Source organism: Streptomyces sp. NBC_00442, assembly GCF_036014195.1.
Classification (GTDB): Bacteria; Actinomycetota; Actinomycetes; order Streptomycetales; family Streptomycetaceae; genus Streptomyces.
On sequence record NZ_CP107918.1, the window covers coordinates 4,164,700 to 4,181,915 of the forward strand.

Below are 17,216 nucleotides of genomic sequence, written 5' to 3' on the forward strand. Positions count from 1 at the left end.
CTCACGGCGCGTGCCTACCGATTCACCGGCGCGGAACGGATGATCCATCGCCTGTCGCGAACTCCGTCGGCGCCGGACGCTGTCCCCGAGCGGGCGGCCTGACTCCGCACAGCTGATCCCGCCGGCGCCGCCCTCGACGTTCTGGTGCCCAGCAGCGCCTCCGGGCACCAGTCAGGCGAATGCGGCGGCCGACGGGATCAGTTGTCGTCCCGCTGCCGTTCGTCCGCACATGCGAGCCACAGCGCATAGCAGTGCCGCAGCTCAGTGATGGCTTCCTCGTTCAGTGCCGGGTCGGAGACCGAGACGTTGGCCAGGCGCATGACGATCTCCGTCATGTGTTCGGTGACGACGGCTGAGCGGCGGGCGTGCGCGGCGGCGCGCTGGGCGGCGATCCTCTCCCGGGCGGCCATCATGTCGGTCAACGTGCCGTAGCCGGGCTGTTCGGCGTCGTACAGGGAGGGCGCCCGAGGCAGCCCGGCCGCTGTGAGCGTGGGTACGGGATCGCGGTCGTCTGTCGGCGTCCGCGCGACCCCTGTCCCAGCGTCCTCCATGCCCAGGATGCGCAGAACGACCTGCCGTTCAGCCTCGGAAACGGCCACCCTGGCCGCCAGAGTGTCGAGTTCGTCGAGGAGGCCGGGCACGGCACCGGAGCCCCCCTCGGCGAGGTGGCCTTCGAGTTCCCGCGCGAGGGCGTGAGCACGCTCGGAGGCCGTGTCAAGCAGCGTGTTGCATGCGTCGATCTCGGCGAAGGCGCGCTGGGCTGTCTGTAAGGCCATGTCGAGGACGTCGCCGGGCTCGCCCGTCAGCATGCGGGTGTGGTGGAGGAGGGCGCGTACGTGTGTACGCGCCGTCTCCAGCGGATCGTGCTCCAGCTCTTCCTGCATCCCCTGCCATTCATCGGCCATGAGGTCTTCGGTCCCGTTCGGTCGGGTGGGCTGCACTTGTTGACCCCTTCTCGTACTTCGGTTCAGACGGGTTGCATTCGCGGGTTCCGGGCGAGTGGACCGCCTACGTGGCCACGCCGGGATCCATACCGTACACGTTTTCGAGTTTCTGGGCATAGTGGAGTCTGTTGACATCGCCAACGTGCATCGTGGAGGATCGGGGAGTGAACAGCGCGGCGGTCCCGTCGTGCTCTCCGTCTGATCGTGCAAGGAGCACCGCCATGACCGACGACACCCCTCTGCGTCAGCTGCTCGACGACCGCCTCACCGCGGGCGTCGCCGCGTCCGTACTGGCCCCGGAGGCGGCCGACCTGCTGCGCGGGATGCTTCCCGCGCCGACGCCGGAGAGGACCGGACGCGCCGGGCCCGTGTACCTGCGCTCCATCACGGCGGCGGGCTGGCGGGGCGTCGGCCCCGAGACCACGCTCGACCTTCCGCCCGGCCCCGGGCTGACCGTCGTCGCGGGTCGCAACGGCACCGGCAAGTCGAGCTTCGCCGAAGCCGCCGAGATGGCGCTGACGGGCTTCAACGCCCGCTGGGACGGGAGCAACGGCAAGGCTCGTACGGCGGTGTGGAAGGAAGGGTGGCGCAACCTGCACGACTCCACGGTCCCGACCGTCTCCGTACGGCTCACCCTGGACGACACCGGCGACCCGGTCACCGTGCGCCGCACGTGGTACGGGGCGAAGGTGGACGAGGCGCGCACCACGGTGGAGCGGGCGGACGGCACGGAGCAGAAGCTGGAGGAGAGCATCGACGCCTCGACGCTCTCCCTCTACCGCCCGTTCCTGCCGTACAGCGAGCTGGGCTCGATGGTCGACGGGACGCTCAGCGCCCTGCACAACACCCTGGCCCGGTTCATCGGGCTCGGCCAGCTCGGCGACATCGACGACCTGCTCGCGGCCCGCATCAAGGCGTGCAAGGACGTCGAGAAGCGGCCCGGCGCCCTCAAGACCGCGGCCGCCGACGCTCTGACCGGACTCGACGACCAGCGTGCCGTCGAAGCTGCTCGGGCACTTGGCGGACGTACCCCCGATGCGGACGCCGTCCGCGCCCTGCTCGACCGGGACGCGGTCACCGACTCGGGTGCGGACGTCCGTCTCCGGGCACTCGCCACCCTGACCGGCCCCGACCAGCAGGAGGTCGCCGGGGCGCTGGCCCGGCTGCGGGAGGCGGCTGCCGCAGCCGAGGACGTACGACACTCCGACGCCGAGGACGCGCGGCGGCTCGCCGGGCTGCTGGAGAACGCCCTCGAACACCGTCACCGCTCCCAGAGCGCCGACTGCCCTGTCTGCGGCACCGCGGACCGTCTGGACCGGGCCTGGGCGGAAGGCGCGCGGGCGGAGATCGAGCGTCTCCAGTCGGAGGCGGCCGGGGCCGAAACGGTCCGCCGGGCGCTCGGCGCCGCGCAGCGTGCCGTCCACGACCTGGTGCAGCCGGTCCCCGACCTGCTGCGGGCGGAGGAGTCGGAACTGGCGGGACTCTGGCGCGAATGGGCCCTGTGCCGGAGCCTGACCGACCCCGCCGAGCTGGCGAACCGCGTCGAACGCGTCGCCCCGACGCTGGGCGCGGCATGCCGGCAGACCAGCGAGGAGGCCGCCCGCAGGCTCACCGACCGCAACACCGCCTGGCGGCCCGCGGCCGTGCGGCTCGCCGAGTGGCTCGACGCGACGGAGAAGGCCGCGGAGGCGAAGGACCGGCGCAGGGAGGCCGAAGCGGCCCGCTCCTGGCTCAGGAAGCTGACGGACGAGCTGAGGGACGAGCGGATGGCGAAGTTCGTCAAGCAGTCGCAGGGCGTGTGGAAGAAGCTCTGCGAGAGCAGCAGCGTGTCGCTCGGGAACATCGAGCTGAAGGGCACGGCCCGGCAGGGGAGTGTGCAGCTCGGCGTCTCCGTGGACGCCCACGAGGCGCCCGCGTACAGCGTGATGAGCCAGGGTGAACTGCACTCGCTCGCCCTGTCGCTGTTCATCCCGCGCGCGACGCACGACGACAGCCCGTTCGGCTTCCTCGTCATCGACGACCCGGTGCAGTCGATGGACACACAGAAGGTGGAAGGGCTGGCCACCGTCCTGAGCGAGTGCGCCCGCCACCGGCAGGTGGTCGTCTTCACCCACGACACCCGGCTGGAGCAGGCCATCTCCCACCTCGGCATCGAGGCGACGATCCTCCACATCTCCCGCGAGAGCGATTCTGTCGTCACCGTCGAGAGGAGGAGCGATCCCGTCAAGCAGGCGTTCCAGGAGGCCCGTGACCTCTCCTACGATCAGAATCTTCCCCAGAGCGTCGCCGACCGGGTGATTCCGGCGATGTGCCGGCACGCACTGGAAGTCGCCTGCATGGAGACCGCGCGCCGTACCCTGCGGGACGACCACGGCCTTGGCCTCGTGGAGATCGAGGAGCGTATCTCCTCGCTGGTGCGCACCAAGGAGCATGTGGCCCTCGCCCTGCTCGGTGACTCTTCCGGGAGGCCGCAGACGGTGGTCGAGAGCCTGTACACCGGGGGATGGGCGCTGATCAACGAGCTCAACGAGGGCTCTCACCCGGGGCTGCCGACCCTGGACGACCGCAAGCAGCTCGTGACGCGTACGGAGAGGCTGGCCGGGGCGATCCGGCGTGGCCGGGGAACGGTCGTGTCGCAGGGCGGTGCCCGATGACGGACAACGCCCGCGAACTCGTCTCCGCCGCCGAGGCCCTCCTGCGGCCTCCGGCGGGCACGCCGGGACCGCTCAGCCCCGGCGTACGGGCCCGCGCCGCCGCCGTGCTGCTGCGCCTCGCCCTCGACCAGCGGCTGGACGACTTCTGGCACAGGGTGGCCCCTGCCATGACGCGTAATGCCAAGCACCGCATGCTGTGCCTGGAGGCGTACACGGACCGGGGGACCGCCCGGCGCTGGCGCCTCACCTGGTCCGCGCTCAGCGGTGTCTGCCACCACCGCGTGCCCGAACTGCCTCCCATGCCCGCCGAGATCCAGGCGCGTCTGCTGGAGGTGAACGCCCTGCTCGACGCACTCGACGGGGCGCCCACCGCCACACCTGCCGTGGTCATCCCGGCTCCGGTCCCCCCGATCGGCCGGACCACGACACTGGCCGCGACCCCCGCCGTGCCCCCGGCGGGGGACCTGCTGGCGGGCCACTCCGTACCGAAGCCCTGCCCGCCGCCGGGACGGCGGGTCGCACCTCCGGTCGTCGGCGGTCCGTGAACGTACCGGGAGCCGTCCGCGTCGTCTGCGGCTACGACCGGACGAGATCCGGCAGCCAGCCGATGTGGCGCAGTGTCGGCGCGACCCGACTGAGCAGGAAGAACACGACCGGCGTCTCGTCATCGTCCTGCGGGAAGAAGAGAGCGTGCTGAACGGAATCCGTGTCCTGCGGCTCGTCCAGGTCGATGAGCAGCGGGTCCGGCCGCTCGAAGGCCACGTCGAGAACCACCCCGGGGCGATCGGTCAGCTCACGCAGATCATCGAGACCGCACAGGTCGGCGAAGTCGGCAGTGGTGAACGTCTTCTTGAAGCTTGGGCGGTCGCCGGGGACGGCGACCCAGCCCATGATCCGCAGTTCCCCGTCGTATAGCTCGGACTCCTGGATACCGGCACGCCGACGGTTGTGCAGGTTGGACAGCGGAGCAGGCATCTCTGGCACGACGGCGGGCTGGTACAGGACGAGATCACGCTCCCCGTTCTCCCACCGCGTGTCGTGGATCGTCAGACCGGGCCGGCTGGCCACCTGCACCCGCCACACCCCCGCCACGCCCCTGGACCGCACACCGGAACACGTGGCCGCGTAGTCCTTCGGCGTCGTGCCGTCCCGTCGCAATGTGAGCTGATCCATGATGGTCACGGCGACTGTGTCCCTCCACCCGTGGGGTGACACACACCGTGCTCCCCTGGCGGGAGATTATGCGCTTAACTACGCCAAAAAATAGGGTTGTTGGGAAAGGTGGCAATGCTTGTGCCGCCCGGAACGGGGGAGCGAACATGACCGAGACCGAAGGCGGGACTCCCGACTCGGAGGAGCCGCCGCAGTTCCTGCTGCGACTGCCGGGGGCGAGCGGGGTCGATCGGGCGCGCGGGGTGCTGCTGGACGAGGTGGGGACCAACGGAAGCCGGAAGTTCCGCATCCTGGCGGGCTCGCCCGCCCGGGACCACGAGATGCCGTCCTTCTCCAAGCACTTCTCCGGCACGGCCGTCGCGCGGGAGACGATGAGGAACACGGGTGTGCTGCGCCCGTCCACTCGCTGGCCCGGGTGGCTGGAGCTGGCCCAGGACGTCGACTGCGGGTCCCCGTCCTTCGCCGCGGGCGTGCTGGTCGGGGCGCCGCGCAACGGCTGGGTGGACTGGAAGACGGAAGCGGGGGCGCCGCTCTCGGACTTCATGGAGGGGGTCTGGCCCGGTCCTGCCAGGGCCTGGCTCGTCCGGGGTTCCAACGTGGCGGGGGCCGATCTCGTCCAGAAGCTGTGGCTTCCCGAGGAGCGGGTTTCTCTCGCCGCCCCTCGCCTGCGCCAGGGGATCGGCCAGGGGACCAGCAAGGAGCGCCTGCGCACGGTTGTCGAGGAGGACTGGGGCACCACGGCCACGTACAACCAGAAGCTGGAACTCGTCGAGGAACTCCATGCGTTCCTGTCTCGGATGAAGCCCGGCGACACCGTGTGCACACTCTCCGGCGGACGGTTCTACGTCGGTGAGATCACCGGCCCCGCCGAGCAGACCGCCTCCGACAACGGAAGGTCCAATCTGCGGCGGCCCGTCGAGTGGCAGAGCACCGGCCACCCGTACGACGTGCTGCCCGAGGAGATCCAGCAGCGGCTGTCCGTCCAGCACGATGTCGTGGACCTCACCACGGTCCAGCCGCTCATCGAAGGGCTCGGCCTCTCCGACGAGGAACTGGCGGACGAGGCCGAGGCGATAGAGCGCGACCCCAGCGGCACGACACCCGCCCTCACCGCCCGGCGTGAGCTGGAACTCCCCGTGCCGGAACAGCACCTCGCCGACGAACTGCTGGTGCACGACGTGGCCTGGCTGCGGGACATTCGCGACCTGCTGTGGGACGAACGGCAGCTGATCCTCTATGGCCCGCCCGGAACCGGCAAGACGTACACGGCCCTCAAACTGGCCGAATACCTCGGCGGCGGGCCCGAGCAGGTGAAGCTCGTGCAGTTTCACCCCTCTTACGCCTACGAGGACTTCTTCGAGGGGTTCCGCCCTCGTGAGGACCCGGATACAAGGGAAGTCGCCTTCCGTCTCACCGCCGGCCCCCTGCGCGAGCTCGCAGACCTGGCGTCCCGCGAGGGCAACCGGCACATCCCGCACTTCCTGATCATCGACGAGATCAACCGGGCCAACCTGGCCAAGGTCTTCGGCGAGCTGTACTTCCTCCTGGAGTACCGCAACAAGTCGGTACGTCTCACCTACTCCGGCGACGACTTCGCGCTCCCGCCGAACCTCTTCGTCATCGGCACGATGAACACCGCCGACCGGTCGATCGCCCTGGTGGACGCGGCGATGCGCAGGCGCTTCGCCTTCGTCGAGCTGTCACCCCGCACCGAGCCCACCAGCGGCCTGCTACGGCGCTGGCTCGACCGGGAGGGGCTCGACACCCGGGCCGCGGACCTTCTGGACGCGCTCAACTCCCGTATCGAAGAAGCGGACTTCCGTATCGGTCCCTCCTACCTGATGAAGAAGGGGGCACACCGGCAGGGCGGTCTGGAGCGCACCTGGCGGACCAAGATCCTGCCGCTGCTGGAGGAGCATCACTACGGGGAGTCCTTCGACATCGAGAAGCGCTACGGACTCGATGCGCTGGCCCGGTCCATCGGCGACGGCGAATCGTACGAGCCTTCGCCGTGACGACTGTCGAGTTGGCCGAGTACGGGCCGCCCGTCACTGTGCCTCTCCCGGACGAAGTCGGGCGCTCGCTCGCTGCCTCCAGGATCGTCGAAGCCGCACCCGATCCCTACCGGTCGGGCTGCTGGCGGCTGCGCGCCGGCGGCAAGGTCGGCGCGGTGGCCCTGAGGTCACCCGGGCACAGCGCCGTCACCCTCCGCATCGCCCCCAAGGTGCCGGTGGCGCGGCTGTTCTTCCTCATCGGTTACGCATCGAACCCCCACTTCCACCGGGACGGGGAGGTGAGTGTTGCCGAGCAGGACGAGCTGCTTCCCGCGCTGGCGCAGGGATTCGAGAGATCCCTCGAACGTGCCCTCCGGCAGGGAGTGCTCCAGGGATACCGGCACACGGATGAGGCCGCACCGGTCGTCCGAGGACGTATCAGAGAAGCGGACCAGGTCAGGCGGCACCATGGGCGGGCGTTCCCGGTCGAGGTCGCCTACGACGACTACGGGACCGACATCGCGGAGAACCGGCTGCTGCGCGCTGCCACGGAGCGGCTGCTGACCCTGCCCAGGGTGCCCGACCGCGTACGCCGTCGGCTGCGCCACCACCGTGGCCGGCTGCTGGACGCACAGCCGCTGATCCCCGGCAGCCGTGATCTGCCGCAGTGGAGGGCGAGCCGGCTCAACCTCCGCTACCAGCCCGCGCTACGGCTGGCCGAGACGGTGCTGCGCGGCTTGTCCGTGGAGCATATGGACGGCCGGATCACCATCGACGGGTACCTCTTCGATACGCACAAGATCTTCGAGGACTTCGTCTGCATCGCACTGCGCGAGGCGCTGGCGCAATATGGGGGGCGCAGCGCACTTCAGGCGCAGGGCGTGCACCTCGATGAGGCTCAGGCTATTCGGATGCGTCCGGACCTGGTCTGGTACGGCAACCAGGGCATCCCACGAGCTGTCGCGGACGCCAAGTACAAGGCGGAGAAGCCCGAAGGATTTCCGGACGCCGACCTTTATCAGATGCTCGCCTACTGCACGGCGCTCGGACTCCGCGACGGTCATCTCGTCTATGCGAGGGGCTACGAGCCGAGCGCGACTCATCGGGTGCGGCACGCGGGAATCCGTATCCATCAGCACGCCCTGGCCCTGGAACAGTCGCCCGACGAGCTGCTGGCCGCGATCACGTCCATCGCCCGCTCGATGGTCGAAGGCGCGTTCGCGACGTGACCTACCCAGGAATCCGTCAGGCACCGTCCTCGGGAGGCAGAAGTGCCCCATTGGTGAGGCCGTCACGGGCAAGAGCGCTGACTTGTTCTGCCAGCCGGGTCACTTCGCCGATGTGCTCCTCGAACTCTTTGAGCGCACGGAAGGCGGCACCGTAACGGCGTTGCTCTTCCACGGCCATCTGCGGGATGCGCGCTCCCTTGACGTCGAGGCGATAGGAGCCGCTGCCACTCGTCGAACGACGATTGTTGGAAGCGCTGCGCAGGAACCCCCGTAGATACTCGGTGTCCAACTGCTCACTGGTAGAGGTTGGTTCAGCATCGGCGAGGTCGACGAGCCCAGCACGGGAGAGATCGGCCAGACTGATCGTCGCACTGTCCAGTGTTCCCGGTCCTTCGCCCGCTGTGAGGGCGGGCAGCAATGCGGCCAATCGGTTGAGCCGCTCCTCGATGCCCCGTTGCAAGGCGCGGTACTCGGCGGGGAAGTCCTGCCGGGAAGCGTCCACGTGCGCGCTCGGCGTGAGGTCGACAGAGTCGTTCAGGAGATCGATCAGTGGTACGTCGGCGACTTGCTCGGCTGTCGGCTCCATGGGGCCATCGGGCGCATTGGCGGTGAGATCCACCATCCGCACTGAAGTCGCGCTGTCAGAGGGGCCGCTCGGGCGCTGCAGCACCCACAGATGCACCGGTTGAGCGTGTGATGCCACCATGCCGGGCGGGAGTGCCACGATCTCAGTAAGGAGGCCGCGCCGGACGATTTCGGCCCGAATGCGCCTGCCGGCCTTGCGGTAGGCCACGGAAGCGGGCATGACGACCACGGCCCGACCGCCTGGAGCGGTATGGGCGTAGCAGTGCTGGAGCCAGGCCAGATCCCCCTCCGCCTTGGAAGGCGTGCCCAGTTCCCAGCGGGCATCGAGGAGCAGCTCCTCCCGGCCCCAGTCCGGGCCGGCGGCCGGGGGGTCGCACAGGACAAGGTCGGCGCGCAGATCGGGCCAGCGGTCCTCGCGGAGAGAGTCCCCGATCTCGATGACGGTGTCCTGTGGCCCTGTGAGCTCGGCTCGCGCCTGGGCCAGCTCCCCAGCCGCTGGATCGATCTCCTGACCCCGGCGTACAGACCCCTTGGTGAGACCAACGGAAAGGAGGAGCGTGCCGATACCGCAGGCCGGATCGAGAATGACAGAGTCGTCGGGCACTGGTCCCACGAAGTGCCTCACGGCCTTGACCAGCCGCAACGACGTGACCTGGTCGGAGCCAGCACGTCGTGAGGAGTCCAGGAAGCGTTCGACCAGCTGGTCGATGACTCGGGCTGCTGATTCCTTAGCCGCCACCCTCGCAGCCAGATCGACCAGGTTGTCGTCCAGCCTGGAATCATCCTCGTGTGCGAGGAAGCGGGCAGCGCCCGCGATGCCTGCGACCATGTCGTCACCGAAGGCACCCCGCAGTGCTTGCCACAGGCGGACGTCGTCTGAAAGATCGGTGCCCTTCTGCTGCTTGGCCAGCCAGGAACGGACCTCGGTCAGCGAAAAGAGGGGCGTGCTCGTTCCACCGTCAGCAGGTGCTGGGAAGTCGCTGTACCGCCGCCTCCAGTTGGAGACAGCAGCACGTGTCACTCCCGCCAGCCTGGCAATCTCTGCACCAGTGATCAGTGAGTCGGAAGCCGGGGGAGTCGATTCCTTCATAGCTCCACCGTACACGCAATCGGGATAGAATCCGATAGTTCATGCGTTGGCGATGTCAACAAATCCATGGGGTGACTGGATAGGCGAGCGCTCGGCTCCCTGGCGCGACTTGCGTCCCGCGTGACCCCTCTTCGGCAGTTCCACCGGGTCTCTTCGGCTATCCGCCGTTGGATGGACTGCCCTCCACTGGCCTGGCAATCGAGCGGTGTGAGCGGTCACGAATTACGTGATCGTTCACACGGGGGCTTCCTTCATGAGGTGGACTCTCCCTACGACATCCCCAGGCCCCGAAGGGGCTCGACAGAGAGAACTCCCGCTGGCCGGCGACCGTCAGGGCATGTTCGAGATCGAACTCGGCCATCCTGATCAGACCGACGAGCCGAGGTCGCTTCGAGGCGAGCACGTCGCGCGTGCTGAGGCCAAGCGGCCCCTGGTCAAGCCCCTGTTTCTGGCGACACTCCTTGTTCCAGGTAGGCAGTCAGGTCAGCTGCACGGGCCTGGATCCCGGCGGTGATCCGGCGTGCGAGGCGTGGAATGGTGAGTTCTGGCAGTTGCTGGGCGTCGTGGAAGTCGTAGCTGCGGAGCTCGTCGGCCTGCAAGGCGATCTGCTGGCGCTGTTCCGCACTGAGACGGCCACCGTCGAAGAGGTAGAGGACCTTGTCTCCCTCTCCCGGATTCGGTGCCCAGTCCACGACGAGTAGGCGGCCGATGTGGGGCTTGATACCCAGCTCTTCGTGGACTTCGCGCATGCAGGCTTGTCGCGGAGACTCTCCGTGCTCGACGTATCCGCCGGGGATGTCGCGGTAGTCCTTGTACGAGGGTTCGACGAGCAGGACCCGGTCGGCGTCGTCGAAGAAGAGCGCGCCGGCTGCCATGCGCGGGTGGGCCATCTTCGCTTCGTGCTCGTTCTCGCTCACGGGACGGACTCTAACCGCCGACGACGCCGAGCCTGCGTGCCAGGTCTGCCACCGGCTGGGACGGGCGGCCTCGGGTACCTCGGATCCAGCCGATGACCAGTTCCCGGCTCAGGTAGTGGTGGCGCACCTGTTCGGGGGCAGCCTGTTCGGCGTCCAGCAAGGTGGCCAGGGCTTCGTCGGTCCGGTTCCAGGCGCTGAGTGCTCGGGCGACTTCCAGGTTGTGCCTCACGCGGCGTTCCACCGGCAAACCGCTGGTGTCGATGCGTTGTCCGAGGTCCGCGGCTATCTGGATGTCTCCGAGCTCTCCGGCGGTGGCGACGCAGTGGATAGCCACGTTCGTCGGGCCGAAGGCCGTCCACAGGTGGTTGGCATCGGTGCCCAACCGCTGTGCGGCTTCGTCGGCTTCTCGAAGGAAGGTCTGCGTCGTCGCCCGGTCCTCCGCTCGGGCGGCCGCCATGGCGCCAGCGAGGAAGAGGGTGCCGTAGACCGAGAGGTACTCGTCGTTCGCGGTGCGCAGGCCAGGCTGCATCACGGCTGCCGCATCGTTCACCAGCTGGACCGCCGGGGTGAAGCGCCCGGTGGCCAGCAGGCAGTGTGTGACTGCCCGGAAGAGCGAGCCCGTCACCGCGCTCTGGCCGCTGTGCTGCGCGGCCGTCAGGCCGCGGTCGGCGGCGATCCATGCCAGCTCCGACTCCCCGACCTTGCCCAGCACCATGGCCGCGCCTTGGTAGGTCAGGGCGAGCAGGGTATGAGCCTCCTCCCTCTTACGCCCCGAGTATGCGCAGGATGCGGCGAGGGCATCGGCCAGTACGAGGGGAAGGCGTCGCGTGGCGAAGCCGTAACGAGACGCCTGATAAGCGTCGAGGATCTCCTTCACGTTGGCCCGAAGGTCCTTCAGAGCGGGCGGTTCGTCATCGGGCGGAGGTACGAGCAGCGGCGTGAGCTGCTTGTAGTCCATGAGCGCTTCGCGCAGAGCGGGCACCGTGCGGCGGCCGCTGTCGTTCGACCACTCCATGAGGGTCGGCTCGGCGAGCAGGTCTCCGAGGGAGACGTCGAGGGCCTCGGCGAGTGAGGTGATCACCGAGAGCCGGTCGAGCTCGATCCGATTGTTCTCCGCTTTGCTCAGCCAGTCCGTGGTCCGCCCGACAAGGCCGGCCAGGACTTCTTGGGAGAGGCCGCGTCGGCGCCGGTACCAGGCGACGCGCTCGCCGATGGTCAGGTTCTCTGTCATCCCTCGCATGTCCTGAGCATCACCTCGTGGCCGGAATCGACCCCGGAAGGATTTTCCGGGGTGCGGCGGGGTGCCGTACCTACTGTCGCAGTAGATCGAAAAAGCCGCCGGGCAATGTGGTCACTCCCTCCGCCTTGGCTGGCTTTGGTGATCGGTCCTGCTCCTCGCGCCGGAGCAGGGCACGGCTCGCTGATATGGACTGGAGGTGTGGGGGGTGCGCAACACGAAGACGGCGGAGCCGTGGATCGAGCAGGGTCTCCGCCCGTTCGGCCCGGCAGCACCGGCATGCGCTGGGGCGAAATCGTCGGCCTGGAGACGGAGTTCGCCCGCTCCGGGGCCGTCCGCGTCGAATGGCAGCTGTACGAACTCGACACCGGCGAGCTGGTTCGCTGCCCACCCAAGGACGACAGCTACCGCACCATCGACGTGATGGACTGGCTGTCGGCCCTGGTCGCCAACCACGTCGCCCGCACGAAGCCGAAACCCTGCTCGTGCCACGCCAAGACCTACGTCTTCCGGGGCCAGGGCACGGCCCGCACCGGCGGCCACCACGGCGCAAAGCTCGTCGACGTCGCACGCCGAGCCGAAGTCTCCACCGGCACGGTGTCCAACGTCCTCAACCACCCCGACCGCGTCACCGAAGCCAAGCGGGTCAGGGTGGAACAGGCCATCGCAGACCTGGGATTCGTGCGCGGCGGCGCGGTACCGCAGCACGCAGCCCACTGGCGCCGAAGCGGCTTTGCCACCTGGCTGTTCACCCCGGCGGTCTCCGGCTGGTACCCAAAGAAGGCGCCGCAGGAAGCCCGCCCCGTGCCTCTCCTCGGCGAGCCGTGGCCCGGCGTCCCAGCCCGAGGGCGTGGCGCCAGCGACCGTGCCGACGCCTGCTGGCTCCCGATCGCCAAGGGCCTCACACCCCACGGCCTCCGCCACACCCACCGGACCGTGATGGAGGACCTCGGCACCGAGAAGGTCCTCATGGACGACCGCATGGGCCACATCGACGGCTCGGTCTCCGCGCGCTACGCCCACGTCACACCCGGAATGCGAAAACGCCTCATGCTTGGACTGACCGAGCAGTGGGAGGCGGCACTCGACACCCGCCTGGCGATGAGCCCCACGTCACCCGTGCGCGTACTCGATGATCTCCTACGTGCGCGCAGGGAATCACGTAAGCCTGCGGAGTCCCAGCGGTGACTGCTGCTGCACCTCTGGTGGTCACCACCAGAGGCACAGCCGGCTCCGGCGACACCTTGCGGGGGCAGCGTCAACCTCGTGGAGGTCACCTCGCTCCGGAGGTTATGGCAAACGCCCGGTGAGAGGGCCAAGGGACCTGGCTCAATAGGCACATGGAGATTGGCGAGCACTGGGCGTACCGCGCGAGGCCGAAGGACCTGGGTAGCGAGGTCCGCCAGGTCGAGGTCGTACGCGTGGGCAGCTCCGGCAGGTCTGGCTGGATCCACGTGCGGTTTCTCGAAGGCGATGCCGCTGGCCTGCAGGAGTGGGTCAGTTCCGGCTCTCTCGTAGCGTCGTGGGCGGATGTTGATACGTTCCGCGCGGATGACGCGGCGGAGCTGGCGCTGGCGGAGTCCTCTCGCCACGTCCGGGGCAGCACGGATTTCGAGGCCGCCCGCATGATTCTCGGCTTCGTCCGTCCGAAGAACAGGCTCCGCCTGCGCCGAACAGTGGCCGACGCCGGGGTCCTGGAGCTGAGCCGCCTCGACGAGACGGCACCGCTCATCGGCATCGACGCAGCTGAACTCCGCGGTGACGCCATGGTGTACGAGAACCGCCACGGCATGTGTCTGGCTGGGTGGCCGGTCACCGAGCGCGTCGCCCGCCAAGTGGCCGGCCGTCTCGCCGACGAGATCCTTCCGGAGGTGGACCGCAAGCAGCAGGGCATCGAACAGGAGCGTGCCCAGCCCTCTTGGTACTCCTATAGCCGACGGGACGACCGGAAGCTGGACGCAGAGGCAGCTGTCTTGCGAACCGTCCGGGCCTGGTGCGGCGAAGACAAGGCCGACCGCTACGACGAGTTGGTCGCCCTTCGCGCCGAGGTCATCAGGCTCGGGGGACTCGTCGAGAAGGCGGTCAAGGCTCTACGCGACCGAGGTCACGGCGTCATCGCCTCCACCATTGAGCGCGACCTTGGCGTCCATATCGCCACCCTTGATCCTGATGTGCGTCGATGACGCCGCGCCACGAGTCCGGCTCCGGCTCCGGCTTGGGAAGCGTTGGCTGAGCCGGAGGCTCCTTCTCCGGCCGGTCCGGCCGCCAGCCGTCGAGGAACGGTCGCAGCTGCTTCTTCGTCGACTCCACGTTGAAGTCACGGGCGGCCAGACCCCTGCCATTCGTCGTGGGGTCGAGCTGATCGGCCTCTGTGTTCCCCCAAGCCGACCACTCGCGCAGCCTCTCAACTTCGAGGGCGTCCTCCGATGCGGCGGCGACGTCATCCAGCGCAGCACAGAAGGCCCGGATCTCACCGGCGGCCCGCCACTGCTCCAGGGCCGTGCCGAAGTGCTCGGCCCGTACCGCGTGAACCGCCTTGATCGAGGCCGCACTTACCGCGGCCTCCCACTCCCGCCGCTCGCGTTCCTCCCGCTCCGCTGCAAGTCGTCGGCGCTCGGCCTCCTGGTGCTCCCGTTCCTCTCGCAGACGCCGTTGCTCGGCCTCTCGTTCCAGCCGGGCCCGCTCCTGCTCCTCCGCGCGTGCTTTCAACGCCCGTAAGATTGAGGCGATCTGCTCCTCCAACGGCTTCTTGGCCGTGTCGGCCCATTCCTTCTTCCAGCCGTAGTTGTAGCTGTAACCCGAGTTCTCGCTGACCAGCAGCTCCAGTTCGCCGGACGGCTCGAACTTGTGAGCCGGCGTGACCCGCTGCCAGTCGTACGTGCGCCGACCTGGTTGCTTGGGGACGTAGCGGACCTGCTTCTGCCGCTCACGGAAGCCGACCTCGTACGTCCTGCCGTGGACAGTGAGCAGCGGCCTCGGCTGCCTGCGCTTCTTGGACACCGCGATCTCGCCGTACCGTGCGAGTGCCTCATCGGCGAGGAGCCGGATCAGTGTGAGCACCCTCGGCAGGACTTCCTCGGAAATCTCGAAGGCGCTGTGGTCCTTGGTGACGGCGGCGAGCACGTCCTCGACATCGGTGATCACTCGGCTTCGTGCCAGCCGGATTCGGTTCCACTCGGTGTCGTCCTCGCCGGACACCCTCAGCAGACCGAGGAAGAAGTCCCCCTTCGCCCGCCCGCTGTACTTCAGGTGGTACCCATCCGGAGCGCACTGCCGGGCTGCGTCGAACGCCCTGCGATACCGAGCCCGTTCCTCCGCGCTGGGGTCAGGGATCCGAAGAAATCGTCCGGCCTCCTGCACCTGCGCGATGAGCGCCGGACCGACAGCTGCTGGCGACGGGCGCGGAGGTTTCACAGCCCGTTTCGGGGCGGGCTTTGTCTCGGTCGGAGGATCGGCATCCTGCGACGGACCAGCGGCAACGGGCGCCCCGGCTTCAGACGCCGCCGCGCGAGGCTTGCGTGGAGCCAACTCCGGACGGTCGGGATGATGCCCGTGCTCCAGGTAGAAGCGTCCCGCGTCAGTGATCTCCGCCTGCCACCTCCCCTTCTTCCTGGGCATGGTCACAAGCCCCGGTCCCTGAGCGCGCGAGCCGTGACGGCGAGCTCGGGGCTGTTGGACGTGACGGGGTCGGTTCCGCCCCGGATGCGGGTGAGGAGTGCGAGCTGCCGGTCATTTAACGGAGACCAAGGGTGCATGGCGATCGTCGTACCGTCTCAGGTCTGCTCGGCACAAGCCGTGCAGTGACTCATTCGGGGCGCGATGCGTACGCCCGCGCCGAGAGGAGGCAGAAGGCCGCTCCTCGGGGAGCCGCCGGGAGCCGGATCTCGAAGATCACACCCAGTTGGCTCCCAAAACAAGGCCACAAAGCAAATCAGGCCCGGTGCTGATCTCTCAGCACCGGGCCTGACCTGCTGTTTTGGCTGTCGGGGTGGCGGGATTTGAACCCACGACCTCTTCGTCCCGAACGAAGCGCGCTGCCAAGCTGCGCTACACCCCGATTGTCTCCGCTTGTCGCGGCGACGTCGTTTACTTTAGCCCACTGGCGGCCGGAGACGAAATCCGGTTTTCGGGGGCCTTCGGGCGGGGGTGGGCCTGGTCGGTCGGGGGGAGCCGGGGGAGGGTGGGGGAGCCGGGTGGGCCCGGGGCGCGGCCCCCCGCGCCGGTCCCTCAGGGGCGCCGGCCCGCCGGGGTAGCAGCGTCACCTCAGGCCTGCTGGGCCCACCAGCACCGCCTCAGTCCCCGGGCCCACCAGCGTCACCTCAGGCGCGCCGGCCCACCAGCAGCGCTCAGCCCCGCACCATCAGCGTCAGCCGCGCCGCCCCACCCGCGCCAGCAGGGTCGCCTCAGTCCCGCTGCCCCACCAGCGTCAGCAGCGTCGCCTCCGGGGGGCAGGCGAAGCGGATGGGGGTGTAGCGGTTGGTGCCGCAGCCTGCCGAGACGTGGAGGTGGGCGCGGTTGCCCTCGGCCTCGTGGGTGGACAGGCCCTTCACACGGTCCGTGTCCAGGTCGCAGTTGGTGACCAGGGCGCCGTAGAACGGGATGCACAGCTGGCCGCCGTGTGTGTGGCCCGCCAGGATCAGCGGGTAGCCGTCCGCGGTGAAGGCGTCCAGGGAGCGCAGGTACGGGGCGTGGACCACCGCGATCGACAGATCGGCGTCCTTCTCCGGGCCGCCCGCCACCCTCGCGTACCGGTCGCGCTTGATGTGCGGGTCGTCCAGGCCGGTGAAGGCCAGCTCCATGCCGTCGAGCTTCAGGCGGCCCCGGGTGTTGGACAGGTTCACCCAGCCCGCCGTGTCGAACGCGTCCCGCAGGTCCTCCCACGGGTTGTGCACGACACCCACGGCCGGCGCGTTGCCGTTGAGACCGTGCCTGCCCTGCGCCTTCTCGAACAGGTACCGGGCCGGGTTGCGCAACTTCGGTCCGTAGTAGTCGTTCGAGCCGAAGACGTACACGCCGGGGAACTCCATCAGGGGGCCCAGCGCGTCGAGTGCCTCGGGGACGCCCTCCGGGTCGGAGAGGTTGTCCCCGGTGTTCACGACGAAGTCGGGGCGCAGGCCCGCGAGCGACTGCAGCCACGCCCGCTTCTTGCGCTGACCGCTCACCATGTGGATGTCCGACACCTGGAGCACGCGCAGGGGTCGCGCCCCCGGCGGCAGCACCGGCACCGTCACCCGGCGCAGCCGGAAGGACCTCACCTCGAATCCGGCCGCATAGGCGAGACCGGCGGCCCCGACCGCCGTGATACCCAAGGGAATTCCGTATCGCGCGCGCATACGCCCATCGTCGCAGACCCGGCGGTGAAGGCAGACCCGGCGGTGACGGCAGACCCGGCG

12 protein-coding genes, 1 tRNA gene and 1 pseudogene are annotated in these 17,216 nt (G+C 68.8%); 6 read left to right on the top strand and 8 right to left on the bottom strand.

Annotation, left to right across the window (positions count from 1 at the left end; translation table 11 throughout):
- Positions 1–197: 197 nt before the first annotated feature.
- On the bottom strand, positions 198–941 hold the full coding sequence (locus OG432_RS18725; protein WP_328312094.1) for a hypothetical protein: 744 nt from the start codon (positions 939–941) through the stop codon (positions 198–200).
- 224 nt (positions 942–1,165) lie between these two features.
- On the opposite strand from OG432_RS18725, the gene OG432_RS18730 reads away from it, so the two are divergent.
- Both OG432_RS18730 and OG432_RS18735 read left to right on the top strand, forming a co-directional pair.
- Positions 1,166–3,598 (top strand): AAA family ATPase, encoded by a 2,433-nt coding sequence (locus OG432_RS18730; RefSeq protein ID WP_328312095.1) that lies wholly within the window; start codon positions 1,166–1,168, stop codon positions 3,596–3,598.
- Positions 3,595–4,143, top strand: a complete 549-nt coding sequence (locus tag OG432_RS18735) for a hypothetical protein (protein ID WP_328312096.1) — start codon at positions 3,595–3,597, stop codon at positions 4,141–4,143. Before OG432_RS18730 ends, OG432_RS18735 begins: the two co-directional genes overlap by 4 nt.
- 31 nt (positions 4,144–4,174) lie before the next feature.
- Here OG432_RS18735 and OG432_RS18740 read toward each other — a convergent pair whose 3' ends face one another.
- On the bottom strand, positions 4,175–4,771 hold the full coding sequence (locus tag OG432_RS18740) for a hypothetical protein (RefSeq protein WP_328312097.1): 597 nt from the start codon (positions 4,769–4,771) through the stop codon (positions 4,175–4,177).
- 146 nt (positions 4,772–4,917) lie between these two features.
- Here OG432_RS18740 and OG432_RS18745 point away from each other — a divergent pair, with 146 nt between their 5' ends.
- Together OG432_RS18745 and OG432_RS18750 are read left to right on the top strand one after the other, a co-directional pair.
- Positions 4,918–6,786 carry a DUF4357 domain-containing protein gene (locus OG432_RS18745; protein WP_328312099.1) on the top strand — a complete coding sequence of 623 codons (1,869 nt, stop codon included), beginning with the start codon at positions 4,918–4,920 and terminating at the stop codon, positions 6,784–6,786.
- Positions 6,783–7,994, top strand: coding sequence for an McrC family protein (locus tag OG432_RS18750; protein ID WP_328312100.1), 1,212 nt, complete (start codon positions 6,783–6,785; stop codon positions 7,992–7,994). The genes OG432_RS18745 and OG432_RS18750 overlap by 4 nt, the downstream gene beginning before the upstream one ends.
- Before the next feature lie 16 nt (positions 7,995–8,010).
- On the opposite strand, the gene OG432_RS18755 is transcribed toward OG432_RS18750, so the two are convergent.
- The 3 genes from OG432_RS18755 to OG432_RS18765 form a co-directional block, all read right to left on the bottom strand.
- The gene (locus tag OG432_RS18755) at positions 8,011–9,669 is read right to left on the bottom strand and encodes an N-6 DNA methylase (RefSeq protein WP_328312102.1); all 1,659 of its coding nucleotides are present in this window, start codon (positions 9,667–9,669) and stop codon (positions 8,011–8,013) included.
- Positions 9,670–10,103: 434 nt separating this feature from the next.
- Positions 10,104–10,586: an NUDIX hydrolase gene (locus tag OG432_RS18760; protein ID WP_328312104.1), complete on the bottom strand. Its 483-nt coding sequence runs from the start codon at positions 10,584–10,586 to the stop codon at positions 10,104–10,106.
- Positions 10,587–10,596: 10 nt separating this feature from the next.
- Positions 10,597–11,817 (bottom strand): helix-turn-helix domain-containing protein, encoded by a 1,221-nt coding sequence (locus OG432_RS18765; protein WP_328315153.1) that lies wholly within the window; start codon positions 11,815–11,817, stop codon positions 10,597–10,599.
- Between the two features lie 264 nt (positions 11,818–12,081).
- Here OG432_RS18765 and OG432_RS18770 point away from each other — a divergent pair.
- Together OG432_RS18770 and OG432_RS18775 are read left to right on the top strand one after the other, a co-directional pair.
- Positions 12,082–13,011 (top strand): annotated as a pseudogene (locus tag OG432_RS18770) (LacI family DNA-binding transcriptional regulator); the annotation flags it as partial.
- Between the two features lie 152 nt (positions 13,012–13,163).
- Positions 13,164–14,006 carry a PE-PGRS family protein gene (locus tag OG432_RS18775; protein WP_328312105.1) on the top strand — a complete coding sequence of 281 codons (843 nt, stop codon included), beginning with the start codon at positions 13,164–13,166 and terminating at the stop codon, positions 14,004–14,006.
- Here OG432_RS18775 and OG432_RS18780 read toward each other — a convergent pair.
- The 3 genes from OG432_RS18780 to OG432_RS18790 form a co-directional block, all read right to left on the bottom strand.
- Positions 13,936–15,441 (bottom strand): PE-PGRS family protein, encoded by a 1,506-nt coding sequence (locus OG432_RS18780; protein ID WP_328312106.1) that lies wholly within the window; start codon positions 15,439–15,441, stop codon positions 13,936–13,938. The genes OG432_RS18775 and OG432_RS18780 overlap by 71 nt on opposite strands.
- Positions 15,442–15,806: 365 nt before the next feature.
- Positions 15,807–15,880 (bottom strand) — tRNA-Pro (locus OG432_RS18785).
- 346 nt (positions 15,881–16,226) lie between these two features.
- Positions 16,227–17,156: a metallophosphoesterase gene (locus OG432_RS18790; protein WP_328312107.1), complete on the bottom strand. Its 930-nt coding sequence runs from the start codon at positions 17,154–17,156 to the stop codon at positions 16,227–16,229.
- Between the last annotated feature and the right edge of the window lie 60 nt (positions 17,157–17,216).